Source organism: Micromonospora sp. NPDC050695 (assembly GCF_040654415.1).
Lineage (GTDB): Bacteria > Actinomycetota > Actinomycetes > Mycobacteriales > Micromonosporaceae > Micromonospora.
In genome coordinates this window covers 34,533-58,956 of record NZ_JBFAHZ010000029.1, presented here as the reverse complement: position 1 = coordinate 58,956, position 24,424 = coordinate 34,533, and the positions used below count along the sequence as shown (strand labels likewise).

The window sequence follows — 24,424 nt, the reverse complement described above, 5'->3', positions numbered from 1 at the left end:
CCGGTGCCGGAGCCGGTGTCAGCGGCGGCCGAACATGGCCCGGATCGCGGCGAGCAGCAGCAGGGCGCCGACCACCAGGCCGAGCAGGCGTACGCCGGGGATGTCGGCCGGGCTCGTCGCGTCGGCCAGCAGGGCGGGATCCATCCCCGAACTCTCCCCGGTACCGGGCCGCCGGGCAACTGTAAGGTTTATTGACTATTCAATCGCTCGGTGTGACCATGGCAGCACCGCCTGCCCGGGCGGTGCGCCCCAGGCGCGCGAGAGATGGGGTACGGGGGCCGCATGAGCGAGCGCAACCAGCGGGTCGGCGTGAACGCGCCGACGCAGGAAACCGACGCCCAGCACCGCGAGGAGAACGCGTGACCGCGCCCGTCGGGCACCTTCCGGCGCTCGCCGCCGCCGTCCTGCAACCCGGATTCGTCGGCACCACCCCGCCGCCGTGGGTGTGTCGCTGGCTCGGCGAGGGGCTCGGCTCGGTGGTCCTCTTCGCCCGCAACGTCGTCGACACCGAGCAGGTGGCGACCCTCACGGCGACGCTGCGCGCCGAACGCCCGGACGTCATCGTGGCGATCGACGAGGAGGCCGGTGACGTCACCCGGATCGAATCCGGCCGGGGCAGCTCCCGACCCGGCAACTTCGCCCTCGGGGCGATCGACGATCCGGCGCTGACCGAGGCGGTCGCCCGTGACCTCGGCGCCGAACTGGCCGCCGCCGGGGTCACCCTCGACTACGCCCCGGACGCCGACGTCAACTCCAACCCGGCGAACCCGGTGATCGGCGTCCGCTCCTTCGGGGCCGACCCGGACCTGGTCGCCCGGCACACCGCCGCCTGGGTACGCGGACTCCAGGCCGGCGGCGTGGCCGCCTGCGCCAAGCACTTCCCCGGCCACGGCGACACCCGGGTCGACTCCCACCACGACCTGCCCCGGATCACCGCCGACCGGGACCGGCTCGACGCCTGCGAACTGGCCCCGTTCCGGGCCGCCGTGGCCGCCGGGGTGCAGGCGGTGATGACCGGCCACCTGCTGGTCCCCGCCCTGGATCCGCACCTGCCGGCCACGCTGAGCCAGCGCATCCTGGGCGGCCTGCTCCGCGACGAGTTGGGCTTCTCCGGCGTGGTGGTGACCGACGCGGTGGAGATGCGTGCCGTCGCCGACCGGTACGGCTTCGCGCAGGCGGCGGTCCGCGCCCTCGCCGCCGGGGCCGACGCGATCTGCATCGGCGGCGAACGCGCCGGCGAGCAGGACGCCCGCGAGCTGCGCGACGCCATCGTGGCCGCCGTGATCTCCGGTGAACTGCCCGAGGAACGCCTCGCCGAGGCCGCCAAGCGGATCGGTCAGCTCGCCGCCTGGACGGTGGCCACCCGTACCGCCCGGTCGACGGCGCGCGACGCCACCGACGTCGGGCTCGTCGCCGCCCGCCGCGCCGTGCGGGTCACCACCGCGCGGCCGGAGACCGTGCTGCCGCTGACCCGCCCGGCGTACGTGGTCGAGTTCGAGCCGCCCCGCAACATCGCCATCGGCGCGGAGACGCCATGGGGCCTCGGGGAGCCGCTGGGCGAGCTGCTGCCCGGCACCAGCACGGTCCGCTACGCCGAGCCGGACGTGCCGGCCGACCCGGGCGCCGCCGCGGGCGACCGTCCACTGGTGCTGGTCGTCCGCGACCTGCACCGGCACGACTGGATGCGTGCCGCCGTGCGGCGGGCCGTCGCTGCCCGCCCGGACGCCGTCGTCGTCGAGCTGGGCGTGCCCGAGCTGGTCACCGGGGCGGTGCACGTGGCGACCCACGGCGCCACCCGGGCCAGCGGGTGGGCAGCCGCCGAGGCGCTCACCGGCCGGGTGCGCTGACCGCCCCGGGAACGCGCTGACCGCCCTGCGCGCGCTACGGCTGCTCGGCGACCAGGTCGGCGTACTCGGGGTGCTTGTCGATGAACGCGGACACGAACGGGCACTGCGGAACCAGCCGGCCACCACGGGCCCGGATCTCGTCCAGGGTGCCCCGGATCAACGCGCTGGCCACGCCCTTGCCCTGGAAGGCCGGGTCCACCTCGGTGTGGGTGAAGACCAGCACCTCCCCCCGGGGCACGTACGCGGTGAAGCCGGCCAACGCGTCGTCGACCAGGATCTCGAAGCGGTGCTTCGCGGGGTTGTCCTCGACCAGGTTGCTCACCGGGCCATTCTCCCTCGCCGGTCGGCGACCGCGTCCAGTTCGGCGAGCAACCGGTCCACCTCGTCGGCCGTGTTGTAGTGGTAGATGCTGGCCCGCACCGCGCCGCCGCTGTCGCGCAGCCCCATCAGCTGAAAGTACTCGTAGGCGTAGTAGTCGCCGGCCGAGAGGCAGAACCCGGCGGCGCCCAACGCCTCCTGAGTGGCCGCCGGCGACATCCCGGCGACCCGGAACGAGACCGTCGGGCAGCGGCGGGCCGGTGAACCGTAGACGGTGACGTAGGGCCGCTCCGCCAGCCCGGCGAGCAACCGCCGCAGCAGCGCCTCCTCGTGCGACTGGGCGGCGGCCAGCCCGGCCCGCAGGCGCGCCCGCCGGTCCCCGACCGCGTCCGGGTCCAGCCCGGCCAGGTGGTCCACGGCGGCGGTCACACCGGCCAGCAGCGGAAAGCTCGGCGTGCCGTACTCGAACCGGTCCGGCACCGCGTCGGACGACGGCACCAGCTTCGCCGGCCGCAACGCCGCCCAGCGGGCCGGGTCGGCCACCATCGCCGCCAGGTGCGGCCCGGACCACTTGTAGGCACTCGTGACCAGCACGTCGGCGCCGAGCGAGGCCAGATCGGTCGGTCCGTGCGGCACCGAGTGCACCCCGTCGACGCAGACCAGCGCGCCGACCGCGTGCGCGGTCTTGGCGATCGCCGGCACGTCCGGCACCGTGCCGATGGCGTTGCTGCCGGCGGTCACCGCGACCAGCCGGGTCCGCTCGCCGACCAGCTCGGCGTACTGGTCGACGGGCAGTTCGCCGGTGTCCCGGTCGACCTCCGCCCAGCGCACCGTCGCGCCGGCCGCCTCGGCGGCCTGCACCCACGGCCGCACGTTGGCGTCGTGGTCGAGCCGGGACACCACCACCTCGTCCCCCGGCCGCCAGGCCGCGCCGAGCGTGCGGGCCAGGGTGTACGTCAGGGCGGTGGCGCTCGGGCCCAGCACCACCCCGGCCGGGTCGGCGTCGAGCAGGTCGGCCACCGCCGAGCGGGCCTCGGCCACCAGCTCCAACGACCGTCGACCCGGTACGAAGGCCGCACTGCGGTTGCCGACCGCCGTCCGCATGGTGTCGGCCACCGCGTCGATCACGCCGGCCGCGGTCTGGGTGCCCCCGGCACCGTCGAAGTGGACGAAACCCTCGGTCAGGGCGGGGTAGGCGGCCCGGGTACGGGCGATGTCGAAGGGCATTCCCGGACCCTAGCCGGTGGTTCGCGTCCGCTGCTCGGCGCTCACTGGTGGCTGGGCGTCGCGGACGTCTCGTACCCTTGGCGAGGTGACGAACCGACCCGCCACCATCCCGATGCCCCCCGCCCGCCGCGCCGCCGGCCTGTTCGCCGGTCTGGCGCTCGGCCTCGCCGTGCTGGCCGGCTGCAGCTCCCAGGGCGCCTCCACCGACTGCGGGCTGGACGCCTGCACGGTCACCTTCGAGCGGGGTGTCGACGCGAGCGCCACCATTCTCGGCGTCGAGGCCAAGCTGGTCGGCGCCGAGGGTGACCAGGTGACCGTCGAGGTCGCCGGCGAGCAGCTCACCCTCACCACCGGGCAGCAGGCCACCGAGGCCGGTGGCTTCGCGGTCACGCTGGACAGCGTCACCGACCAGCAGGTCAAGATCCGCGTTTCCCGCAATCCGGGCAACTGACCTGGCCGGGCGGCGGTGGCCGACGTTTGGGGATCAACAAATTCGGAGATTGTGGCGCCATGTCACTCACCCGTAGCGCCGAAGCCACCGCCTCCCGTACGGCGGACAGCCGGTGGCTGGAATTTCTCGCCCGGGCCGGCTTCATCGGCTACGGCATCGTCCACCTGCTCTTCGCCTGGCTGGCGTTGCAGATCGCGTTCGGCACGTCGTCCGACGACGGCGACCAGTCCGGCGCGCTGCGGACCCTCTCCGAACAACCGCTCGGCAAGTTCCTGGTCATCGCCACTGCGGTGGGCCTGCTCGCCATGGCGATCTGGCAGGCGCTGGAGGCGGCGGTCGGGCACCGCGCCGAGCGGGGCAGGGAGCGGGTCGTCGAGCGGCTCGCCTCGGCCGGCCGCACCATCGTCTACCTCTACTTCGCCTGGACCGCGTTCAAGGTCTTCTCCGACGCCGGGTCGAACAGCGCGGACCAGCAGGAGGCGCTGACCGGCAAGCTGATGACCTCCAGCGGTGGCCGCTGGCTGGTCGGCCTGGCCGGGCTGGTGCTCGCCGCGATCGGCGTCGGTCTGGTGATCTACGGCATCGTCAAGCGGTTCGAGAAGCACCTCAAGACCGGCGAGATGAGCCCGAAGACCCGCACGCTCGCCCGCCGCCTCGGCATGGCGGGGTACGTGGCCAAGGGCATCGCGTACGGCATCTCCGGCCTGCTGATCATCGTGGCGGCGGTGAACTACGACCCGGAGAAGGCCCGTGGTCTGGACGCCGCGCTGCACACGCTGCGCGAGCAGTCGTACGGCACGTTCCTGCTGACCCTGGTCGCCCTGGGCATCGCCGCCTTCGGCCTCTTCTGCTTCCTCCAGTCCCGGTACCGCAAGGTCTGAGCTGGTCGATTCCGCGGGCGTGGGGCACTATTGGGCTTTTGCCCGAAGCGCCGTCGCCTGGTCGAAGGGAAGCACCGAACCCGTGCAGAGTTACCTGACGACGGCCGTCGCCGCGCTCGCCGCGGCGGCGGTCGCGCTCTTCCTGGTCGAGGTCGTCCACCGGCTCACCCGCCGGTTCGGCCGCCGGTCGTTGTTGATGACCGAGCTGACCGACCACGCGCACCGTCCGTTCCAGGTCGCCGCGACGGTCCTGGCCGTCCAGTTCGCCGTCCGCTTCAGCACCGGGTACGCGGTCGGCCACAGCTGGCGCCGGCTGACGCTGCACCTGCTCATCCTCGCCGTCATCGCCACCACGGCCTGGCTGGTCGCCTCGCTGCTGATCGTCGTGGAGGACACCGCGCTGGCCCGGTTCCGGGTCGACGTACCGGACAACCGGCACGCCCGGCGCGTACGCACCCAGGTGGTGATGCTGCGCCGACTCACCATCGCGGTGATCGTCATCCTGACCGTCGGCGTGATGCTGATGACGTTCCCGAGCGTGCGCGGCATCGGCGCCGGCGTGCTGACCTCCGCCGGTGTGGTCGGTGTGGTGGCCGCCCTCGCCGCGCAGAGCCTGCTCGGCAACGTCTTCGCCGGCCTGCAACTCGCCTTCAGCGACGCGGTCCGCCTCGACGACGTGGTGGTCGTCGAGGGGGAGTGGGGTCGCATCGAGGAGCTGACCCTCAGCTACGTGGTCGTGCAGATCTGGGACGACCGGCGGCTGATCCTGCCCACCTCGTACTTCACCAGCAAGCCGTTCCAGAACTGGACGCGTACCGAGGCGGCAGTGCTCGGCACCGCCGAGTTCGACGTCGACTGGGCGGTGCCGGTGCAGGCCATGCGGGAGGAGCTGCGCCGCCTGGTGGAGGGCACCGAGCTGTGGGACGGCCGGGTCTGCGTCCTGCAGGTCACCGACGCCACCGGCGGGATGGTGCGGATGCGCGCGCTGGTCAGCGCCGCCGACGCGGGCAGCCTGTGGGACCTGCGCGCCCTCGTCCGCGAGCACCTGGTGGGCTGGATCCGGGACAGCCGTCCCACCGCGATGCCCCGGATGCGTACCGAACTCGGCGACGCCAGCAGCAATCTGCCCTGGCAGTGGGTGCAGCCGAGGCTGCCGGCACGCCGCCCGACCGACACCGAGGCCCCCGACGACGCCCGCGTCTTCGGCGGCAGCGACGACGGCGACGCCCGCAGCGAAGCCTTCGTAGGCCCCGAAGAAACCCGCCCCTAACCCCCCACCCCACCCCACCCCCGGGCCCGCGTTGATCATGAGGTTGACGAGGTCCGCCTCGGCGTGTCACGCCCGCCAACCTCATGATCAACCGCCCTGGTCGAGGTGGGGTGGGAGGTTTGGGCTCGCTTGGGCGGGGGATCTGCTGCCGGACATCTCTTCTCCGGTCGGGAGGTCGCCGTCGGATTGGCGGCGCGGCGACCGGACGACAGGGACGGCGAGCTGCTCGGCGCGCTTTAGGATTGACGGGCGGCGACTCCGGGCATACAGCGCGGTGATGAGGAAAGGAGGACAGCATGGCTGACGTGGCGAACGCCCGCACATCCCGCAACGGGAGCGAGCCCTCCACCGCCGAGCTGGTGCAGCGAGCCACCGAGCAGGTCTCCCGCCTGATCCGGGACGAACTGACGCTGGCCCGTGCGGAGTTGACCCAGAAGGGCAAGCACGCCGGCATCGGCATCGGCCTGTTCGGCGGCGGCGGAGCGCTGGCGTTCTTCGGCCTGGGCGCGCTGGTCGCCACGGCGATCCTGCTGCTCGACCTGGTGCTGCCCGCCTGGGCTGCCGCGCTGATCGTGGCGGTGGCCTGTTTCCTGGTCGCCGGCATCCTCGCCGTGGTGGGCAAGAAGCAGGTCAGCCGTGCGGTCCCGCCGGTCCCGGCGGCGACGGTGCGCAGCCTGCGGGCAGACGTGGACACTGTCGCTGCCGCGGTGAAGGACAGGGGTCGGGCATGACGGGCAACGGGACCGGCGACACGGAGGCGCTCCGTGAGGAGATCCGTCGTACCCGGGTGGAGTTGGGCGAGACGATGGAGGCGCTGGCCGCCAAGGCGGATGTCAAGGCGCGCCTGAAGGAGTCCGCCGGTCAGGCACGGGAGCGGGTGCGCGAGCAGGCGGCGCAGACCGTGGCCCGGGTCCGCGGGCAGGCCGTGCGCCACGCCGAGGATGTGCGGGCGCAGGCGTACGACAAGGGCGGGATGGTTCGGCGTAACCCGGTGCCGTGGGCGACGATCGCCGCCGGAGCGGTGGCCGCCGTGGTGGTGCTGATGATCGTGCGGGGGAGGCGTAGGTGAGCAAGAGCATCGGCAGGGTCGCGTACCGGCCGGTCGGCGTCCTGTTGGGCATCGCCGCGGGTACGGTGGCGGGCGCGATCTTCCGGCAGGTCTGGAAGGTGACCGCGGGCGATGGTGAGGCACCCAACGCCACTGACGAGGACCGCGGTTGGGGCGAGATCCTGGCCGCCGCGGCACTGCAGGGCGCCATCTTCGCGGTGGTCCGGGCAGCCGTGGACCGGGGCGGAGCGGTCGGCGTCCGCCGGATGACCGGCCAGTGGCCGGACTGACCAACGCATCGACATCGGCCCCCTTCCCGCATCGACGGGAAGGGGGCCTTTCGCACGGCGCAGCACGACGCCCAGCGATCTCGGGCATCCGTCAGGTCACATGTCGGAGAAATTCGTCGGAGAGGTCGTGCAGAGTTTTTGCGTACGTGATTTGCTGTCCCCGCTGTTGCGAGATGGCGTGGGTTGAGAGAAGTCTCCTTTGTGGGGCCGCCTCAGACACCGCTGCTCGGAAAACGGCCAATCGGCCGCACGGCGTGCACGGCCGCCAGTTTTAGAAGGAGATACACATGGCGCAGGGAACCGTGAAGTGGTTCAACGCTGACAAGGGCTTCGGCTTCATCACCGTCGACGGCGGGGGTGCTGACGTGTTCGTCCACTTCTCGGCCATCCAGACCAGCGGCTACCGCACGCTGGAGGAGAACCAGCGGGTGGAGTTCGAGATCGCTCAGGGTCAGAAGGGCCCGCAGGCTGAGCAGGTCCGTCCCATCTGAGTAGTGTGGCCGGCCCCCGCCGGCCAGTGGGACGATCCGGCCAGGGGTCGTTGTGCAGCCCCGCATCCCGTGAGGGATGCGGGGCTGTTCCACGTCCGCCGTCGTGCCCCGGGTAGCCAAGGTGTCCCTCGGTGCCTGTCGAGCTGCCCCGCAGGTGGGGCGGGACCGGGCGGACACGGCAGGCACCCCATCGTCGGCCGGACAGCGGACACCCCCGGCCCTCGGCCCGCCGCCCGCGTCGCCCGTGCCGAAGCGTCGCCCCGTGCCGCCTGCTGCCCGTCCTGCTCGCGCTGCCCGTGCTGCCCGTGCTGCCCGTGCTGCCCGTGCTGCCCGTGCTGCCCGTGCTGCCCGTGCTGCCCGTGCTGCCCGCGCTGCTCGCGTCGCCCGTGCCGAAGTATCGCAACCCCACCGCCTCCCGGCGGCGGGACCGTGCCGGCCCTGCCGCACGCGCCGCCGGTGCCCCACATCCGGGGCAGCTCGACAGGCACCGAACGAGCCCTCACCGGTCGCGCTCGCCGAGCCCGCCGGCCCAGGTCAGCCTCGACGGCGCGACGTCAGCCTCGACGGCGCGACGTCAGCCTCGACGGCGTGACCGCAGGCCGAGCCAGATCACCACGAACCCGGCCAGCGCCACGGCCGGGCCGAGCAGCGCCCAGAGCCGCTCGTCGGTCATCACGCTGCCGCTGACGTAGCCGAGACCCTGCACCGTCCACACCGCACCGATCACGACCGCCAGCAGGCCGAGGGTGAGCGTCAGCCAACCCCTCATCGCGTCACCACCGGTCGTGCACCTGCGGGCGGATCAGCTCGTCGTAGACCTCGCGTACCCCGGCCAGTTGCGCGGGTGTGAGCGGCGACTGGGCCGCCGTGGCGGCGTTGCGTCGCGCCTGGTCGGCGTCGCGGGCGCCGGGGATGACGACGGTGACCCCGGCCTGGTCCAGCACCCAGCGGAGGGCGAACTGCGCCATCGTGCGGTCCGCGTCGACCAGCGGCGCGAGCCGGCGCACGGCGGCCAGGCCCCGGTCGTAGTCGACGCCGGAGAACGTCTCGCCCACGTCGAACGCCGCACCGTGCCGGTTGTAGTTGCGGTGGTCGTCGGCGGGGAACTCGGTGTGCTCGTCGTAGCGGCCGGAGAGCAGGCCGCTGGCCAACGGCACCCGGGCGATGATGCCGACCCCGGCCGCCGAGGCCGCCGGCAGGACACGCTCCAGCGGCTTGTGGCGCACCGCGTTCAGAATGATCTGGACGCTGGCCACGCCCGGTCGGGCGATGGCGGTGAGCGCCTGGTCGCAGGTCTCGACGCTGACCCCGTACCCGGCGATGGCCTTCTCGGCGACGAGGGTGTCCAGGGCGTCGAAGACCTCGTCGGAGGCGAAGACGGCGGTGGGCGGGCAGTGCAGCTGGACCAGGTCCAGTGTGTCCATCCCGAGGTTGGCCCGGGACCGGTCGGTCCACTGCCGGAAGTTGGCCAGGGTGTACGCCTCCGGCCGCTGTTCGACGCGGCGGCCCATCTTGGTGGCGACGGTCAGTCCGGCGTCCGGGCGGGAGCGCAGGAAGCGGCCGATGAGCTGCTCGCTGCGGCCGTCGCCGTACACGTCGGCGGTGTCGAGGAAGGTGACTCCGGCGTCGACGGCGGCGCTGAGCACCGCCATCGCGTCGGCCTCGCTGACGGTGCCCCAGTCGGCGCCGAGCTGCCAGGCGCCCAGGCCGACCACTCCGACGGTCCGGCCGAGCCGGTTGAAGCTGCGCTGTTCCATTCCCCGAGCCTAGACATCACCTTGCCGGGCTGCCACGTGAGCCGTACCTTAAGCAAGACGAACGTACGGTTTGGGAGGCGACGATGTGGGATCCGACGACGTACCTGCGCTACGCGGACGAGCGCTCCCGACCGTTTCACGACCTGGTCGCCCGGATCCCGGCCGAACGACCCCGCAGCGTCGTCGACCTCGGCTGCGGCCCCGGCCAGCTCACCGCCACCCTCGCCGAGCGCTGGCCGGCGAGCCGGGTGATCGGCCTCGACTCCTCGCCCGAGATGATCGACCGGGCCGCCGCCCTGGACACCCCGGTCGACTTCGCCGTCGCCGACGTGCGCGACTGGCGGCCGGCCGGCGACGAGGACGTGCTGCTCACCAATGCCGTGCTCCAGTGGGTGCCCGGCCATCAGGAGCTGCTCCGCCGCTGGGCCGCCGAGCTGCCCTCCGGCGCGTGGCTCGCCATGCAGGTCCCCGGCAACTTCGACGCCCCCTCCCACCGGGCGCTGCGCGAGGTCGTCGACCTCCCCGCCTGGCGCGCCGAGCTGGCCCCGCTGCAGCGCACCGACCCGGTTGACGACCCGGCCGACTACGCCGCGCTCCTGACCGCCGCCGGCTGCTCCGTGGACGCCTGGGAGACTACCTACGTGCACCTGCTGCCGGCCCCGCCTGCCGCCGACCACCCGGTGCTGGCCTGGATGGAGGGCACCGCGCTGCGCCCGGTCCGGGCCGCGCTGGACGCCGCCGGCTGGTCGGCCTTCCGCGCCGAGCTGGGGGTACGGCTCACCGCCGCCTACCCGGTACGGCAGGGTCAGGTGTACTTCCCGTTCCGCCGCGTCTTCGTCGTCGCGCACACCGGCGACCGTGCCGAGGAGAATCTGTGACCGACCTGCCCACCTTCATCGCCGGCCTGCCCAAGGTGGAGCTGCACGTGCACCACGTCGGCTCCGCCTCGCCCCGCATCGTCGCCGAGCTGGCCGCCCGGCACGAGGGCCGCACCCCGGTGCCGGCCGACCCGGCGGCGCTCGTCGACTACTTCGAGTTCCGCGACTTCGCGCACTTCATCGAGGTCTACCTCAGCGTCGTCGACCTCATCCGCGACCCCGACGACGTCTGGATCCTCACTCACGAGGTCGCCCGGGAGCTGGCCCGCCAGCAGGTCCGGTACGCGGAGCTGACCATCACCCCGTACTCGCACGTGCGTCGGGGCATCCCCGCACCGGCGTTCTGCGAGGCGATCGAGGACGCCCGCAAGCGCGCCCTGGACGACTTCGGCATCGAGCTGCGCTGGTGCTTCGACATCCCCGGCGAGGCCGGCCTGCCGGCGGCCGAGGAGACGCTGCGCATCGCGCTGGAGGAGCGCCCGGACGGGCTGATCAGCTTCGGACTGGGCGGCCCGGAGATCGGCGTACCCCGGCCGCAGTTCCGGCCCTACTTCGACCAGGCCCGGGCGGCCGGCCTGCGCTCGGTGCCGCACGCCGGGGAGACCACCGGCCCGCAGACCGTCTGGGACGCGCTGCGCGAGCTGGGCGCCGAGCGGATCGGCCACGGCATCTCCGCCGCCCAGGATCCGGAGCTGCTCGCGTACCTCGCGGAGCGGCAGATCGGGATGGAGATCTGCCCGACCTCCAACGTGCGGACCCGGGCCGTGGCCAGCCTCGACGAGCACCCGCTGCCCCGACTCGTCGAGGCCGGCCTGCTGGTCACCATCAACTCCGACGACCCGCCGATGTTCGGCACCACCCTCAACGACGAGTACGCGGTGGCGGCCCGGCTGCTCGGCGCGGGCCCGCAGGGGCTGGCCGGGCTGGCCCGCAACGCGGTGACCGCGTCCTTCCTGGACCCGGCCGGTAAGCAGCGGATCACCGACGAGATCGACGCGTACCTCACCACCGCCGGCTGAGCGGGTCGAGGGAGCAGGGCGCGCGGCGGGAGCATGGGTGTGGGGGGACCTGTGACTCCCGCCGCGCGCGCGGCTCCACCGACCGGTGGGTGCACGGTGCGGTGGTCGGTGGAACTGGTGGGTTCGTGCGTTGATCCTGTCAGCTCGCGGCTGATCCACCTCGGTCGTTAACTGCGATCTAAGGAAGACTTGCGCCGGGGCACAGCCCGGGCGCTCAGCCGTCGGTGGGGCGCTGCCGGGGCCAGCGTCGGCCACTGGCCTTCTGCTCCCGAACGTCCCGCGCCATCCGACCCACCAGGCCGAAGCGGCTGACCTGCCGTGGTGTCGCCTCCGGGTCGGCGAGCAGCATCACCACGCTCGCCCCGCCGAGGCGGGCCCGGTCGATGCTCACCGATCCGTTGGCCTGCAACGCCACCCGTTTGGCGATGTCCAGCCCGAGCCCGGTCGAACCCTGGTCGCTGGCCCCCCGCCGCAGCGCGCGGTCCGGGTTGGCGATGCCGGGGCCGGCATCGTCGATCCGGATCGCCACGTACCCGTCGCGACGGGACACCGCCACCTCGAACGCGGTGCCCTGCGGCGTGTAGCGGAACACGTTGCCGATCACCGCGTCCAGCGCGGCGGCCAGCTCGGCGCGCGGCACCGGCGCCGGAATACGCAGCTGCGCGCCGGTCACCCGCTGCGGCCGGTTCTGGTCACCGGCCAGGGCCGCCCAGAACACCATCCGGTCCCGGACCACCTCGCTGACGTCGCACATCGCCGGCCCGGCCTCGTGCGCCACCGCCTTGCGGGTGGTCTTGATCAGCACGTCGATCTCACCCTCCAGGGTGACGATCGCCTGCCGGATCCGCCGGATCCCGCGCCGCCGGTCCAGCTCGGCCTCGGAGAACGAACCCACGCTCGTGTCGTCGGACTCCAACGCCTCCGCGTCCAGCCGCAGCACGGTCAACGGGGTACGCAGCCGGTGCGACAGGTCGGCCACCAGCTCCCGCTCGTCGGTGCGCGCCGCGTCCAGCCGGTCGGCCATCCGGTTGAAGGCGTGCCCGGCCTCGGCCAGCTCCCGTGGGCCGGTCGGCTCCACGCGTACCCCGAGGTCGCCGTCGCCGATCGACAGGGCGGCCTTCACCAGACCACGGGTCGAGTCCACCGCACGGGCGGCGACCCGGTCGACCACCAGCACCGCCGCGCCGGCCATCGCCGCACCCACCGCGAACAACAACAGCCAGGTGCCGCCGGCACCCTCGTCCAGCGTCGAGTCGGGCACGAACACCTCGACCACCGCCGTCCGGTCACCCAGCACCACCGGGTCGAGCCGGACCACCCCGCCGTCGACGTCGGCGACCAGCGAACGCCGATCGGCGCGGGCCTGGTCCAGGTCGGTGCCGTCGGCCCGGCCGGCGGACTCGTCCAGCCCCAACCCGTGCACCACCGGCCGGGTCGGCGCGCCCTCGGCGCTGGCCACCACGGCCCGCTCGACGACCGCCGGGTCGGTGCTCACCGCCAGCGCACCGGTCACCAGCGCGCTGCGTCGGGCCGCCTCGGCGATCGCCTCCTGGCGGCTCTGCTCACGCAGGCTGAGCCCCAGGGGGATCAGGAAGGCGAGCGCGACGAGACTGCACATGCCGGCCGTGAGCAGGGCCAGCGCCGACCTCAGTCCGGCGCCACCAGCCGGAACCCGACCCCCCGCACGGTGCGCAGGTAGCGTGGCTTCGCCGCGGACTCGCCCATCTTTCGGCGCAGCCAGTACAGGTGAACGTCGATGGTCTGATCCTCGCCGACCGATGGCTGACGCCATACCTCCTCCAAGAGCTCCCGGCGGGACACTACCCGCCCGGGTCGTGCGGCGAGATACGCCAGCAGGTCGAATTCCTTGCGGGTCAGCGCCAGCGCCTCCCCGTCGAGCTGTGCGCTGCGCTCACCGACGTCCACCCGCAGACCGCCGACGACGTGCACCGCGGGCTGCACCGTACGGCTCGCCCGCCCGGCCCGCCGCAGCACGGTGGTGATCCGCGCGTCCAGGTGCGCGCCGGTGAACGGCTTCACCATGTAGTCGTCGGCGCCGGCGCGCAGCAGCTTCACCACCGACTGCTCGTCGTCACGGGCGGTGGCGATGATGATCGGCACATCGGTGATGCCGCGCAGCATCCGCAGCGCATCCGAGCCGTCCAGGTCGGGCAGACCCAGGTCCAACACCACCAGGTCGGGTGTCTCCGCGGCGACCCGGCGCAGGGCGTCCAGCGCCGTACCCACGGCGTGCACGGCGTGCCCTCGGTCGGTGAGGGACCGCAGCATCGCGCCGCGTACGACGTGATCGTCTTCGACCAGGAGCACGGAGGCCACGACAAGACCGTACTTGGCCTGGCAAGTTGATCGCGTTGCGACGTACCTGGGAAGCGGGCAAGCTGGAACGACGATGTCGTTCACCCTGTTCGTCGATGCCCGCCTGGCGCTCGCCCGGGACAGCCTCGCCGGCCTCTCCACCGGCGACGCGCTCGGCGCGCGGTACTTCCTGCCCGGCGCGCCCCCGGCCGATCTCGACGCGGACGCGCTGCCCCCGGCACCCTGGAGGTGGACCGACGACACCGAGATGGCCTGCTCGGTCCTCGCCGAGCTGGCCGAATCCGGCGGCATCGACCGGGACCGGCTGGCGCTGGCCTTCGCCGAGCGCTGCGCCCCGCAGCGGGGCTACGGCGCCGGCGCGATGATGATCCTGCGGCTGATCCGTACCGGAACGCCGTGGCCGCTGGCCGCCGCGTCCGCCTTCGACGGCCAGGGCTCGTGCGGCAACGGCGCGGCGATGCGGGTGGGCCCCCTGGGCGCCTACTTCGCCGACTCGACCGGCCGCGCCGCCGCGCAGGCCCGCGCGTCGGCCGAGGTGACCCACGCGCACCCGGAGGGAATCGCCGGCGCGGTCGCCGTGGCGGTCGCCGCCGCGCTGGCCGCCCGTGCCCGCCTCGACGGGCACCGGCCCGCCCCCGAGCGGCTGCTCGCCGGGATCGCCGCCGCGGTCGACCCGGGCACCGAGGTGCACCGCGGGGTGACCCGGGCAGCCGGACTGCTCGGCCGACCGCTGCCGCACGTGGTGGCGGCGCTCGGCAACGGCTCCCGGGTGACCGCCCAGGACACCGTCGGGTTCACCCTCTGGGTCGCCGCCACCCACCTCGACGACTATCCGGCGGCGATCCGGACGTGCGTGCGGGCCGGTGGGGACGTGGACACCACGGCCGCCATCGCGGGGGCGGTGGTGGCGGCGTACACCGGCGTCGGAACTCCGGGCGGCGTGCCCGAGTCGTGGCTGGCCGCCCGCGAGCCGCTACCCACCTGGGCCCCCTGACCGCGGCGGCCCTTGCGGCCCGGCCCTGGCGGCGGCCCGGCCCTGGCGGCTCTGACCGCAGCGGCCCTGTCCTGGCGGCGGCGCTGGGCATGATCGACTCGGGTTCCTGGACACCGGGCTGTCCGGCTGGCGGGGATGCCGCCGTTTCCAGGAACCCGAGTGGATCACCGAGCCGCCGCGGAAACGGCGGGCGCCGGGTCGGCGGGCGTCGGGTCGGCGGGGGTCGCCCGCTCGTCGGCGTTGCTGGTCACCTCGGCGGGCGTCGTGGGCTTGTGCGGGTTGACGGTCACTTCGCCCGGCGCTGTGTCCTTGGCCGGGTCACCGGTCACCTCGGCGGGCGCTGTGTCCTTGGCCGGGTCGCCGGTCACCTCGGCGAGGGCGGCGTCCTCGGCCGGGTCGCGTCGGCGCCACCGGCTGACCAGCCAGCCGATCGCCGCGCCGCCGCCCAGGCCGGCCAGCAGCCCGGCGGCGAGCATCGCGTCGGCGCTGCCGGACTCCCCGTCAGCGCCGTCCGCCTGCGCGGCACCGGCATCACCCACGGCGTCGGGCGCCGCACCGGCCGCCGGGCCGCCGTGCCCGCCGCCGTGCGCCGCCGGGCCGGGCGCACCGGCCGCCGCCGGCAGCAGGGTGAGCACCGGGGCCCGGTGCGCGCCGCCCGGCTCCGCCCAGCGGACCACGGTGCCGTCGGCGTACGTCTGGACGACCTCGAAGGTGAGCTTCTCGGCCTGCGGCAGCGGCCCCATGGACAGCGCCAGCCGGGCCGGGCCGGGCGCGCCCGCACCGACGCGGACCCAGGTCACCGCGGTGGTCACTGTGCTCACCCCGGAGGAGTGGATGCCGGCCACCGGCTTGTCCAGGGTGCGCGAGCTGATCCGGGGCGCCCAGCCGTCCACCGACATCGGGTAGACCTCGGCGACCGGCGCGTCGGCCGGCAACCGGACCTCGACCTGCGTGGTCCTCGTCCCGGCCCGCTCCTCCGGCACGTTGAACTCCAGCCGTACGGCGTCGCCCTGCCGGGCCTCGGTCGGGGTGGTCGTCACGTCCGCCGCGTACGCCGTCGCGGGCCAGAGCAGCAGCCCAGCGGCCGTCAACGCGGTCGCCGCCACGATCCGCCGCCGGCGGCCACCGCCGTACGTGCTCGCCATCTCGTGCCCCCATCCGTGTCGACGCGGCCGGCACCGGTTTCCGGCCACACCTTCTAGTTCGGCTGCGAGGCGCGAAAGGTTCAACGTCGGTCGTTGGGAAGGTGCCGTTCCCGATCGGCGGCGGGGCGACCGATAGCATCGGCAGGAGCCGAGGATCGGCACCGTTTCGTACCGCTTGGAGGAGTCACCGTGTCCGCACCCCGTACCCCCGCCGTGGCCGACCCCGTCGTCGTCGCCGCCGGGACCACGGCGGCCGACGCGGTGGCCGCGGCCGGACTGCCCGCGAACGGCCCCAAGGCGATCGTCGTGGTCCGCGACCCGCAGGGTCAGCTGCGCGACCTGGACTGGACGCCGACCGAGGAGACCGTCGTCGAGCCGGTCAGTCTGGACTCGCCCGACGGGCTCAACGTGCTGCGCCACTCCACCGCGCACGTGCTGGCGCAGGCCGTGCAGGACGTCTTCCCCGAGGCCAAGCTGGGCATCGGTCCGCCGATCGAGAACGGCTTCTACTACGACTTCGACGTCGACAAGCCGTTCCAGCCCGACGACCTGAGCAAGCTCGAGAAGCGCATGCAGGAGATCATCAAGAGCGGGCAGCGGTTCCGCCGTCGCCGTTTCGGCAGCCTGGACGAGGCGCGCGCCGAGCTGGCCGACGAGCCGTTCAAGCTGGAGTTGATCGAGGTCAAGGGCGAGGGCCTGGACACCGACGAGGTGATGGAGGTCGGCGGCGGCGAGCTGACCATCTACGACAACCTCGACGCCAAGGAGGACAAGGTCTGCTGGTCGGACCTGTGCCGTGGCCCGCACCTGCCGACCACCCGGCTGATCGGCGCGTTCAAGCTGATGCGCTCGGCCGCCGCGTACTGGCGCGGGTCGGAGAAGAACCCCCAACTGCAGCGGGTGTACGGCACCGCGTGGCCGACCCGCGACGAGCTCAAGGCGTACCTGAAGCTGTTGGAGGAGGCCGCCCGGCGCGACCACCGCAAGCTCGGTGCGGACCTGGACCTGTTCAGCTTCCCCGACGAGATCGGCTCCGGCCTGGCGGTGTTCCACCCCAAGGGCGGCATCATCCGCCGGGAGATGGAGCACTACTCGCGGCGGCGGCACGAGGAGGCGGGGTACGAGTTCGTCAACAGCCCGCACATCACCAAGGCGCAGCTGTTCCAGACCTCCGGTCATCTGCCGTACTACGCGGACACCATGTTCCCGCCCATGCAGCTGGAGGGCGCGGACTACTACCTCAAGGCCATGAACTGCCCGATGCACAACCTGATCTTCCGGGCGCGCGGGCGGTCGTACCGGGAGCTGCCGCTGCGGATGTTCGAGTTCGGCACGGTCTACCGGTACGAGAAGTCCGGCGTGGTGCACGGCCTGACCCGGGTCCGGGGCCTGACCCAGGACGACTCGCACATCTACTGCACCCGCGAGCAGATGGCCGGCGAGCTGACCACGCTGCTCAGCTTCGTGCTGGACCTGCTGCGCGACTACGGCCTGGACGACTTCTACCTGGAGCTGTCGACCCGCGACGACTCGCCCAAGTTCATCGGCGCGGACGAGGACTGGGCCGAGGCGACCGAGGCGCTGCGGACCGCCGCCGAGACCTCCGGCCTGGACCTGGTGCCCGACCCGGGCGGCGCGGCGTTCTACGGGCCGAAGATCTCCGTGCAGGCGCGCGACGCGATCGGCCGGACGTGGCAGTTGTCCACCCTCCAGGTCGACTTCAACCAGCCGGAGCGGTTCGGTCTGGAGTACCAGGCCGCCGACGGCACCCGGCAGCGACCCGTCATGATCCACCGGGCGCTGTTCGGGTCGATCGAGCGGTTCTTCGGGGTGCTCACCGAGCACTACGCGGGCGCCTTCCCGGCCTGGCTGGCGCCGGTGCAGGTGGTCGGCATCCCGATCCGCGAGGACCACACCGACTACCTGCACGGCTTCGTCGCGGCGCTGCGCGCCGAGGGCATCCGCGCGCAGGTGGACGCGGGGGACGACCGGATGCAGAAGAAGATCCGCACCGCCCAGCAGCAGAAGATCCCGTTCATGGTGATCGCCGGCGACGACGACGTGGCCGCCGGCACGGTCTCCTTCCGCTACCGCGACGGCTCCCAGCGCAACGGGGTCCCGATCGCTGAGGCGGTGACCCACGTCCTCGACGTCGTGACCACCCGGACCAACATCGGCCCCTCGGCCGCCGCGGAGTAGCGCGGAAGTGCCCGCGCGGCCCGCGGGCCGTCGCGCCCGGCAAGATCGTGCGAACCAGGAGGTGGTGGCCTCCCCGGCGCGGGAGGCCACCACCCCGTCGTCGTTGCTCGAACCGGTCTTCGTCCAGTTCGCCGCTCTGGTCCACGGATCGGGCTACCAACGGGCAGCCACCCCACAGTGTTCGGACCGTACGATCCGCAGACGACGGCACGTCTGAGCCGCGGCCGGCCTGGGCGAACAACTGCCAACTCGTCAGCCACGACCGCTACGAAACTCCGTCCTACCCAGGGCCAACCCGTCGGCACCCCGCAGGGCTATCGACTGCGCCTGCGGCTTGTACCTCGGCGATCCAACGCCTGGACCTGACGCCTGAAGGATCAGCGCCCAGGAGCCGCACCAGGCCCCTTGGCGTACCCGCTATCCCCCAGCTGGGGCGCGGAACTCGACGGGTACCGCCCCGAACTCTCCTGTCCAAACCCGCGCTGATCCGATTGCGGCCTCCCTCTTAGGGCGGGCGAACGCATGCTCGCAGCAGCCCGAGGCAGCGGCGTCGGCGGCGGCGTCGGCAGCGTCGGCGTCGGCGGCGGCAGCGCCGTCCGCCCCCGCAGTGGCTGCTGCTCCTGCCGCTGCAGCTGCCCCGACAGCGCCTGCAGCCACCGCCACCGCGACTGCCGTGGCTGCGCCTGCCGTGGCTGCGCCTGCCGTGGCTGCGCCTGCCGTGGCTGCGCCTGCGGCGGCTGCGCCTGCCGTGGCTGCGCCTGCGGCGGCTGCGCCTGCGGCGGCTGCGCCTGCCGTGGCTGCGGTTGCGGCGGCTGCGGTTGCCGCTCCCCGGTTGGCTGCGGCGGCTCCGGGTCCCACACCTGTAGCGACTGCCCCGGCGGCAGCTCCCGGAGGCTCTGGCGCAGAGCCTGATCTTGGTGCGGCGGCGGCTCCGGGAACGAGCCCCGCGACGTCCACTCCCACGCCGGCTCTGTCAGCGACGGCTGTCGCTGCGCCGTCGCCGACCGCGGCAAGTCCGTCCGCGGGACGGCGGGCTGCGATTCGGAAAATTTCTTTTCGGGCACTACAACTCCTCGGCGAATAGTCATCGCGACTACGGATGCTGCTGATGAGGCATACAGCAATACAACGAGAGGGCTCTTCCGTAGGTTCACGGTCAGAGCCGAGGAACTGCCCGAAGCCGTGGTTGCGGGCCTGCTGGGCCAGCCGGCGCAACGATGGGGATCCGATCAGGTCCACGCGGCGCCGTGCAGGTGCCGGCTGTTCGACGCCCCGCCGACTGCGCTGCTGCAGGCGTAGCTGCGGAAGCTGCTGCTGATCGTGATGGGAACGTCGCCGCAGGCGTGCCGCGAGGAAACGTGCCGAGCCGTCGGATCATGTCGCCGTCCACCGCAATTTTCGTGGTCCACCAGCAATCCATCAACACGTGTAGCTAGGAGTTTCCCGACGGCGGAGTCGCGGCCCGCCCGGGCGGCTCCGTAGGATCGGCTCGTGACTGGGGCACATCGGGACACGGACAGCGGTGGCATGGCCGACGGCCTGGAGCGGCTCTGGACGCCGCACCGGATGACCTACATCTCCGGGGAGGACCGGCCCGAGGGCGGCTACGAGAAGCCCACCGGCTGCCCGTTCTGCCTCGCTCCGGGCCTGCCTCCGGAGGAGAGCCTCGTGGTGGCCCGCGGCGAGCACGTGTTCGTGGTGCTCAACCTCTACCCGTACAACCCGGGCCACCTGCTCGTCTGCCCGTACCGCCACGTGGCCGACTACACCGACCTGGACGTGCCGGAGACCATCGAACTGGCCTCGTACACCCAGAACGCCATGCGGGTGATCCGCAAGGTGAGCAACGCGCACGGCTTCAACCTGGGCATGAACCAGGGTGGAGTCGCCGGCGCAGGCATCGCCGCGCACCTGCACCAGCACGTCGTGCCTCGCTGGGGCGGCGACGCGAACTTCATGCCGGTGATCGGCCGCACCAAGGTCCTGCCGCAGCTACTGCACGACACCCGCGACCTGCTCGCCCGCGCCTGGCCGTCCTGACCCGCGGGCCCGGCCCGCGCGGGGTCGGCGTCAGTCGGCGAGCAGCAGCGGGGTCAGCTCCGGCCAGCTCTCCACCCGGTGTACGCGCGGAAGCACCGCAGCGTACGTGGCGACCTGCGCCGGACGGGGCCGGAACAGGTAGCGGTGCGGCACCGATTCGAGGTAGCCGAGCACCTCCAACTTGTCGTCCACGAAGTGGGTCAAGCCGAGTCGCCGGGCGATCGGCGCCTTGTCCGGCCGGGTGCGGCAGAAGTGCACCCGCTCGACCGGGATGCCGGTGCGGGCCGCGAAGTCGTGGTGGGCGAGCCACTCCCTGGTCCGCTGTTCGGTGGCCTCGCCGCACTTCGAGACCAGGTGCACCTCGTCGAAGGCCGGACCGAGCGCCGCGAGCGCGTCGAACGCGCCGTCGACGGCCGGCGTGCGCAGGTAGTGCGCGCCGAAGAAGGACGTGTCGGCGTCCTCGTCGGCCGGCTCGATGATCACGCCGCCGATGTCCACACCCAGCCGTCGCATGCCGCCGATCATGCCGCACCGTGACCGCTCACGGGCACCCGCGTTTCCGCCCCCGGGAGTTGCTACGCCCCAACCCCGTGAAGGTGGCACGATCGGCCGATGGCAGTCACGACACGGACGTTGGGGCGCAGCGGCATCGAGGTCAGCGCCCTCGGCATGGGGTGCTGGGCGATCGGTGGCCCCTGGGCGGAGGGGGCCCAGCCGCTCGGGTGGGGCGCGGTCGACGACGACGAGTCGGTACGGGCCGTACGCCGAGCGCTCGACATGGGCGTGACCCTGTTCGACACCGCCGACACGTACGGTGCCGGGCACGGCGAGCGGGTGCTCGGCCGTGCCCTCGCCGGGCGCCGAGCCGAGGCCGTGATCGCCACCAAGTGGGGGTACACGTTCGACGAGACGAGCCGCCAGGCCACCGGGGAGGACGCGTCACCCGCGTACCTGCGGCGCGCCGTGTCCAACTCGCTGCGCCGGCTGGACACCGACCACATCGACCTCTACCAGCTGCACCTCGCCGACCTGTCGGTCCCCCGGGCGGAAGCGCTGGTCGGCACCTGCGAGGACCTGATCACCGAGGGCCTCATCCGGGCGTACGGCTGGAGCACCGACCGCCCCGACCGGGCCACCGCGTTCGGGCACGGCGCGACCGGCGCCACCGCCGTGCAGCACACCCTGTCGGTGCTCCGCGACGCCCCCGACCTGCTCGCGGTCTGCGACAAGTACGACCTGGCCAGCATCAACCGGGGGCCACTCGGGATGGGCCTGCTCACCGGCAAGTACACGGCCGCGTCGACGCTTCCCCGAGACGACGTACGCGGGCTGGCGCCGGGCTGGCTGGAGTGGTTCCGTGGTGGCCGACCGGCACCCGAGTGGCTGCGCCGCGTCGGCGCGGTCCGCGCCGCGCTCACCGCCGACGGGCGCACCCTCGCCCAGGGAGCGTTGGGCTGGATCTGGGCCCGCAGCGGGCGCACCATCCCGATCCCGGGCTGCCGTACCGTCGCCCAGGTCGAGGAGAACGCCGCCGCTCTTCACCGCGGCCCGCTGCCGGCGGACCAGTTCGTCGAGGTGGAACGTCAACTCGCCGCCCTGCGCACCGCAGCCCTGCGCGACGCCGACCGCCCCCACTGGCCGCGCCCCACCCACCCCCTGACCCACCCGTAACCCAACCCGCCGCAAGCCCGCCCGCGCCCTACGCTCGTCCGCGTCGATCATGGAGTTGTGGTGCCTCACAAATAGGGCTCAGATGAACATTCCGCCCACCACGATTCCATGATCGACGCGTGCTTCACCCGAACCGCGCCGGGCCGAGCCGGGGTTGCGGGCGGGGCTGTGGGATTTAGGGGAGTTGTTCTTTGCGGGCCTGGTCGGCCAGGTGGGTGGGCATGGGGTCGTGGCGGACGAAGTGGCGGCGGAAGGTGCCGGTGCCGGCGGTCATCGAGCGCAGCTCGACGGCGTACCGGAGCAGTTCGATGGCCGGCACCTCGGCGCGGACGAGGGTGCGACCCTCGGTGTCCGGGTCGGGTTCGGTGCCGAGCACCCGGCCGCGCCGGCCGGACAGGTCGCCCATCACGGTGCCTACCGAGCCGTCCGCGATTCGGATGGTGACCTCGTCGATCGGCTCCAGCAGTGCCGGTTGGCCGCGTTCGGCGGCGTCGCGTAGCGCGAGCGCGCCGGCGGTCTGGAAGGCGGCGTCGGACGAGTCGACGCTGTGCGCCTTTCCGTCGACGAGGGTGACCCGCAGGTCGACCACGGGGTGGCCGGCGACCAGGCCGCGTTCCAGTTGGGCGCGGACGCCCTTCTCCACCGACGGGATGTAGTTGTGCGGCACGGCGCCGCCGACGACCCGGTCGACGAATTCGAAGCCGCCGCCGCGGGGCAGCGGCTCGACCTCGATGTCGCAGACCGCGTACTGGCCGTGGCCGCCGGACTGCTTGACGTGCCGGCCGTGGCCCTTCGCGGGGGCGGTGAGGGTCTCGCGCAGTGACACCTTGACCGGTTCGGTGTCCAGTTCGACACCGCCGGCGCGGAGCCGGTCGAGTACCACGTCGGCGTGGGCTTCGCCCATGCACCAGAGCACCAGCTGGTGGGTTTCCGAGTTGCGTTCGAGTCGCAGGGTGGGGTCGCCGGCGACGAGTCGGGCGAGGTTGCGGGCGAGCGCGTCCTCGTCGGCGCGGCTGTGGGCGACGATCGCGACCGGCAGCAGGGGCTCCGGCATCTCCCACGGTGCGATCAGCAGCGGGTCGTCCTTGGCGGAGACGGTGTCGCCGGTCTCGGCGCTGCCCGATTTGGTGATCGCGCAGATGTCGCCGGCGACGCAGAGCGACACCTCGCGCAGGGTGGCGCCCAGCGGGGTGTAGAGGTGCCCGACCCGCTCGTCGGCGTCGTGGTCGGGGTGACCGCGCTCGGCCATGCCGTGCCCGCAGATGTGTACGGTCTGGTCGGGGCGCAGCGTGCCGGAGAAGACCCGGACCAGCGAGACCCGCCCGACGTGCCGGTCGACGGTGGTCTTGACCACCTCGGCGACGAGCGGCCCGTCCGGGTCGCAGGTCAGCGGGGGCCGGGGTGAGCCGTCCACACCGGTGACCGCCGGCAGTTCGTGTTCCAGCGGCGACGGGAACGCGGCGGTCAGCACCTCCAGCAGCGCGTCCAGGCCGACGCCGGTCTCGGCGCAGACCGGTACGACGGGGTAGAAGTGGCCGCGGGCGACGGCCTTCTCCAGGTCGTCGATGAGCACGTCGGTGCTGATCTCCTCGCCGTCGAGGTAGCGATCCATGAGGGTCTCGTCCTCGCTCTCGGCGATGATTCCCTCGATCAGCTCGTTGCGGGACTCGTCGATGGCGGGCCGGTGCTCCGGGTCGGGGTCGCGCACGTCGGCGGGGAGCCCGGCGGTGTAGTCGAAGACGCGGCGGGTGACCAGGCCGAGCAGACCTTCGGTGGAGACGCCGTCGTCGCCGAGCATCGGCAGGTACAGGGGCATGACGTTGTCGCCGAAGAGCCGCTGGCACAGCGCCACGGTCTCGTCGAAGTCGGCGCGGGGCTGGTCCAGTCGGGCCACCGCGACGGCGCGGGGCATGTCGACCGCCGCGCACTCCTCCCACAGGGCCACGGTGGCCGCGTCCATGCCACCGGCGGCGGACACGACGAACAGCGCGGCGTCGGCGGCCCGCAGCCCGGCGCGCAGTTCGCCGACGAAGTCGGCGTACCCGGGGGTGTCCAGCAGGTTGACCTTGATGCCGTTGTGCAGCAGGGGCGCGCAGGACAGACTCACGGAGCGCTGCTGGCGTACCGCTGCCGGGTCGTGGTCGCCGACGGTGGTGCCGTCGACCACGCTGCCCGCCCGGCCGATGGTGCCGGTGGCGGCGAGCAGCGCCTCGACCAGGGTGGTCTTGCCCGCTCCGGAGTGCCCGACGAGCACCACGTTGCGTACCCGGTCGGGTTCGGTCACCACCGGCGTGCCGCCGGTGGACCCCTTTTCCTGATTTTTCTGCGCCATGGGGCGCACCTCCCTCAGCCGGTGGTGGGTGGCGACCGCCGCGCGACGGGGTGCGGCCCGGGGCGAGTGCGCGGCGATATCCTCCGGTGGTCTGCTGCACAGCGAGAACTCAACGGGCGGGTGGGTGAGCTGGCTCACCCCCCGGCTCGATCTCACACCCGTTGGCGGGTAGGCACAAGCCTGCCCCGGGCGGGTCGGAGGGGCGGCCGTATCGCCGGACCTGGGCGGA

The 24,424-nt window shown here is 73.0% G+C and carries 25 protein-coding genes; 14 read left to right on the top strand and 11 right to left on the bottom strand.

Annotation, left to right across the window (positions count from 1 at the left end):
- Window positions 1–18: 18 nt before the first annotated feature.
- Window positions 19–144 (bottom strand): hypothetical protein, encoded by a 126-nt coding sequence (locus AB0H52_RS21135; protein WP_255421242.1) that lies wholly within the window; start codon window positions 142–144, stop codon window positions 19–21.
- 215 nt (window positions 145–359) lie between these two features.
- Between AB0H52_RS21135 and AB0H52_RS21130 the strand changes: the two genes are divergently transcribed.
- Window positions 360–1,847, top strand: a complete 1,488-nt coding sequence (locus AB0H52_RS21130) for a glycoside hydrolase family 3 N-terminal domain-containing protein (protein WP_357949407.1) — start codon at window positions 360–362, stop codon at window positions 1,845–1,847.
- A gap of 34 nt (window positions 1,848–1,881) precedes the next feature.
- Here AB0H52_RS21130 and AB0H52_RS21125 read toward each other — a convergent pair whose 3' ends face one another.
- Both AB0H52_RS21125 and AB0H52_RS21120 read right to left on the bottom strand, forming a co-directional pair.
- Window positions 1,882–2,169, bottom strand: coding sequence for a GNAT family N-acetyltransferase (locus AB0H52_RS21125; RefSeq protein ID WP_357949404.1), 288 nt, complete (start codon window positions 2,167–2,169; stop codon window positions 1,882–1,884).
- Window positions 2,166–3,392: a cysteine desulfurase-like protein gene (locus AB0H52_RS21120; RefSeq protein WP_357949401.1), complete on the bottom strand. Its 1,227-nt coding sequence runs from the start codon at window positions 3,390–3,392 to the stop codon at window positions 2,166–2,168. The genes AB0H52_RS21125 and AB0H52_RS21120 overlap by 4 nt, the downstream gene beginning before the upstream one ends.
- A 112-nt stretch (window positions 3,393–3,504) precedes the next feature.
- Between AB0H52_RS21120 and AB0H52_RS21115 the strand changes: the two genes are divergently transcribed.
- The 7 genes from AB0H52_RS21115 to AB0H52_RS21085 all read left to right on the top strand — a co-directional run bounded on the left by AB0H52_RS21115 (window position 3,505) and on the right by AB0H52_RS21085 (window position 7,823).
- Entirely contained in the window at window positions 3,505–3,843 is a 339-nt protein-coding gene (locus tag AB0H52_RS21115) for a hypothetical protein (protein WP_151490925.1), read from the top strand.
- A 59-nt stretch (window positions 3,844–3,902) separates the two neighbouring features.
- On the top strand, window positions 3,903–4,724 hold the full coding sequence (locus tag AB0H52_RS21110; RefSeq protein WP_278123208.1) for a DUF1206 domain-containing protein: 822 nt from the start codon (window positions 3,903–3,905) through the stop codon (window positions 4,722–4,724).
- Window positions 4,725–4,806: 82 nt separating this feature from the next.
- Window positions 4,807–5,994 (top strand): mechanosensitive ion channel family protein, encoded by a 1,188-nt coding sequence (locus AB0H52_RS21105; RefSeq protein ID WP_357949398.1) that lies wholly within the window; start codon window positions 4,807–4,809, stop codon window positions 5,992–5,994.
- A gap of 296 nt (window positions 5,995–6,290) precedes the next feature.
- Window positions 6,291–6,725 (top strand): phage holin family protein, encoded by a 435-nt coding sequence (locus tag AB0H52_RS21100; protein WP_151491928.1) that lies wholly within the window; start codon window positions 6,291–6,293, stop codon window positions 6,723–6,725.
- The gene (locus AB0H52_RS21095) at window positions 6,722–7,063 is read left to right on the top strand and encodes a DUF3618 domain-containing protein (protein WP_151491927.1); all 342 of its coding nucleotides are present in this window, start codon (window positions 6,722–6,724) and stop codon (window positions 7,061–7,063) included. Before AB0H52_RS21100 ends, AB0H52_RS21095 begins: the two co-directional genes overlap by 4 nt.
- A complete protein-coding gene (locus AB0H52_RS21090) occupies window positions 7,060–7,332 on the top strand; it encodes a DUF4235 domain-containing protein (RefSeq protein WP_151491926.1) in 273 nt (90 codons plus the stop codon). The genes AB0H52_RS21095 and AB0H52_RS21090 overlap by 4 nt, the downstream gene beginning before the upstream one ends.
- Before the next feature lie 287 nt (window positions 7,333–7,619).
- Window positions 7,620–7,823 carry a cold-shock protein gene (locus AB0H52_RS21085; protein WP_007075740.1) on the top strand — a complete coding sequence of 68 codons (204 nt, stop codon included), beginning with the start codon at window positions 7,620–7,622 and terminating at the stop codon, window positions 7,821–7,823.
- 574 nt (window positions 7,824–8,397) lie between these two features.
- Here the strand turns inward: AB0H52_RS21085 and AB0H52_RS21080 are convergent.
- Window positions 8,398–8,592 (bottom strand): hypothetical protein, encoded by a 195-nt coding sequence (locus AB0H52_RS21080; protein ID WP_151491925.1) that lies wholly within the window; start codon window positions 8,590–8,592, stop codon window positions 8,398–8,400.
- A 4-nt stretch (window positions 8,593–8,596) separates the two neighbouring features.
- Window positions 8,597–9,580 carry an aldo/keto reductase gene (locus AB0H52_RS21075; protein WP_151491924.1) on the bottom strand — a complete coding sequence of 328 codons (984 nt, stop codon included), beginning with the start codon at window positions 9,578–9,580 and terminating at the stop codon, window positions 8,597–8,599.
- Between the two features lie 83 nt (window positions 9,581–9,663).
- Here AB0H52_RS21075 and AB0H52_RS21070 point away from each other — a divergent pair, with 83 nt between their 5' ends.
- Together AB0H52_RS21070 and AB0H52_RS21065 are read left to right on the top strand one after the other, a co-directional pair.
- Window positions 9,664–10,458 carry a trans-aconitate 2-methyltransferase gene (locus tag AB0H52_RS21070; protein ID WP_151491923.1) on the top strand — a complete coding sequence of 265 codons (795 nt, stop codon included), beginning with the start codon at window positions 9,664–9,666 and terminating at the stop codon, window positions 10,456–10,458.
- Window positions 10,455–11,477 (top strand): adenosine deaminase, encoded by a 1,023-nt coding sequence (locus AB0H52_RS21065; protein WP_278123204.1) that lies wholly within the window; start codon window positions 10,455–10,457, stop codon window positions 11,475–11,477. Before AB0H52_RS21070 ends, AB0H52_RS21065 begins: the two co-directional genes overlap by 4 nt.
- 214 nt (window positions 11,478–11,691) lie before the next feature.
- On the opposite strand, the gene AB0H52_RS21060 is transcribed toward AB0H52_RS21065, so the two are convergent.
- Together AB0H52_RS21060 and AB0H52_RS21055 are read right to left on the bottom strand one after the other, a co-directional pair.
- Window positions 11,692–13,095, bottom strand: a complete 1,404-nt coding sequence (locus AB0H52_RS21060) for a HAMP domain-containing sensor histidine kinase (protein ID WP_192580415.1) — start codon at window positions 13,093–13,095, stop codon at window positions 11,692–11,694.
- Window positions 13,096–13,124: 29 nt separating this feature from the next.
- A complete protein-coding gene (locus AB0H52_RS21055; protein WP_151491921.1) occupies window positions 13,125–13,814 on the bottom strand; it encodes a response regulator transcription factor in 690 nt (229 codons plus the stop codon).
- Window positions 13,815–13,887: 73 nt separating this feature from the next.
- Here AB0H52_RS21055 and AB0H52_RS21050 point away from each other — a divergent pair, with 73 nt between their 5' ends.
- Entirely contained in the window at window positions 13,888–14,808 is a 921-nt protein-coding gene (locus AB0H52_RS21050; RefSeq protein ID WP_151491920.1) for an ADP-ribosylglycohydrolase family protein, read from the top strand.
- Window positions 14,809–14,972: 164 nt separating this feature from the next.
- Here the strand turns inward: AB0H52_RS21050 and AB0H52_RS21045 are convergent, their stop codons facing one another.
- Window positions 14,973–15,953 (bottom strand): DUF1775 domain-containing protein, encoded by a 981-nt coding sequence (locus AB0H52_RS21045; RefSeq protein ID WP_357949391.1) that lies wholly within the window; start codon window positions 15,951–15,953, stop codon window positions 14,973–14,975.
- 189 nt (window positions 15,954–16,142) lie between these two features.
- Here AB0H52_RS21045 and thrS point away from each other — a divergent pair, with 189 nt between their 5' ends.
- Window positions 16,143–18,152 (top strand): threonine--tRNA ligase, encoded by a 2,010-nt coding sequence (gene thrS / locus AB0H52_RS21040; RefSeq protein WP_151491918.1) that lies wholly within the window; start codon window positions 16,143–16,145, stop codon window positions 18,150–18,152.
- Window positions 18,153–19,381: 1,229 nt separating this feature from the next.
- Here the strand turns inward: thrS and AB0H52_RS21035 are convergent.
- A complete protein-coding gene (locus AB0H52_RS21035) occupies window positions 19,382–19,681 on the bottom strand; it encodes a D-Ala-D-Ala carboxypeptidase family metallohydrolase (RefSeq protein ID WP_225854707.1) in 300 nt (99 codons plus the stop codon).
- Between AB0H52_RS21035 and AB0H52_RS21030 the strand changes: the two genes are divergently transcribed.
- Window positions 19,680–20,192 (top strand): HIT domain-containing protein, encoded by a 513-nt coding sequence (locus AB0H52_RS21030; RefSeq protein WP_278126984.1) that lies wholly within the window; start codon window positions 19,680–19,682, stop codon window positions 20,190–20,192. The genes AB0H52_RS21035 and AB0H52_RS21030 overlap by 2 nt on opposite strands.
- Window positions 20,193–20,222: 30 nt before the next feature.
- Here AB0H52_RS21030 and AB0H52_RS21025 read toward each other — a convergent pair whose 3' ends face one another.
- A complete protein-coding gene (locus AB0H52_RS21025; protein WP_357949387.1) occupies window positions 20,223–20,705 on the bottom strand; it encodes a hypothetical protein in 483 nt (160 codons plus the stop codon).
- Window positions 20,706–20,804: 99 nt separating this feature from the next.
- Between AB0H52_RS21025 and AB0H52_RS21020 the strand changes: the two genes are divergently transcribed.
- On the top strand, window positions 20,805–21,863 hold the full coding sequence (locus tag AB0H52_RS21020) for an aldo/keto reductase (protein ID WP_357949384.1): 1,059 nt from the start codon (window positions 20,805–20,807) through the stop codon (window positions 21,861–21,863).
- A gap of 175 nt (window positions 21,864–22,038) precedes the next feature.
- Here AB0H52_RS21020 and AB0H52_RS21015 read toward each other — a convergent pair whose 3' ends face one another.
- Entirely contained in the window at window positions 22,039–24,195 is a 2,157-nt protein-coding gene (locus tag AB0H52_RS21015; RefSeq protein ID WP_151488361.1) for an elongation factor G-like protein EF-G2, read from the bottom strand.
- Window positions 24,196–24,424: the final 229 nt, after the last annotated feature.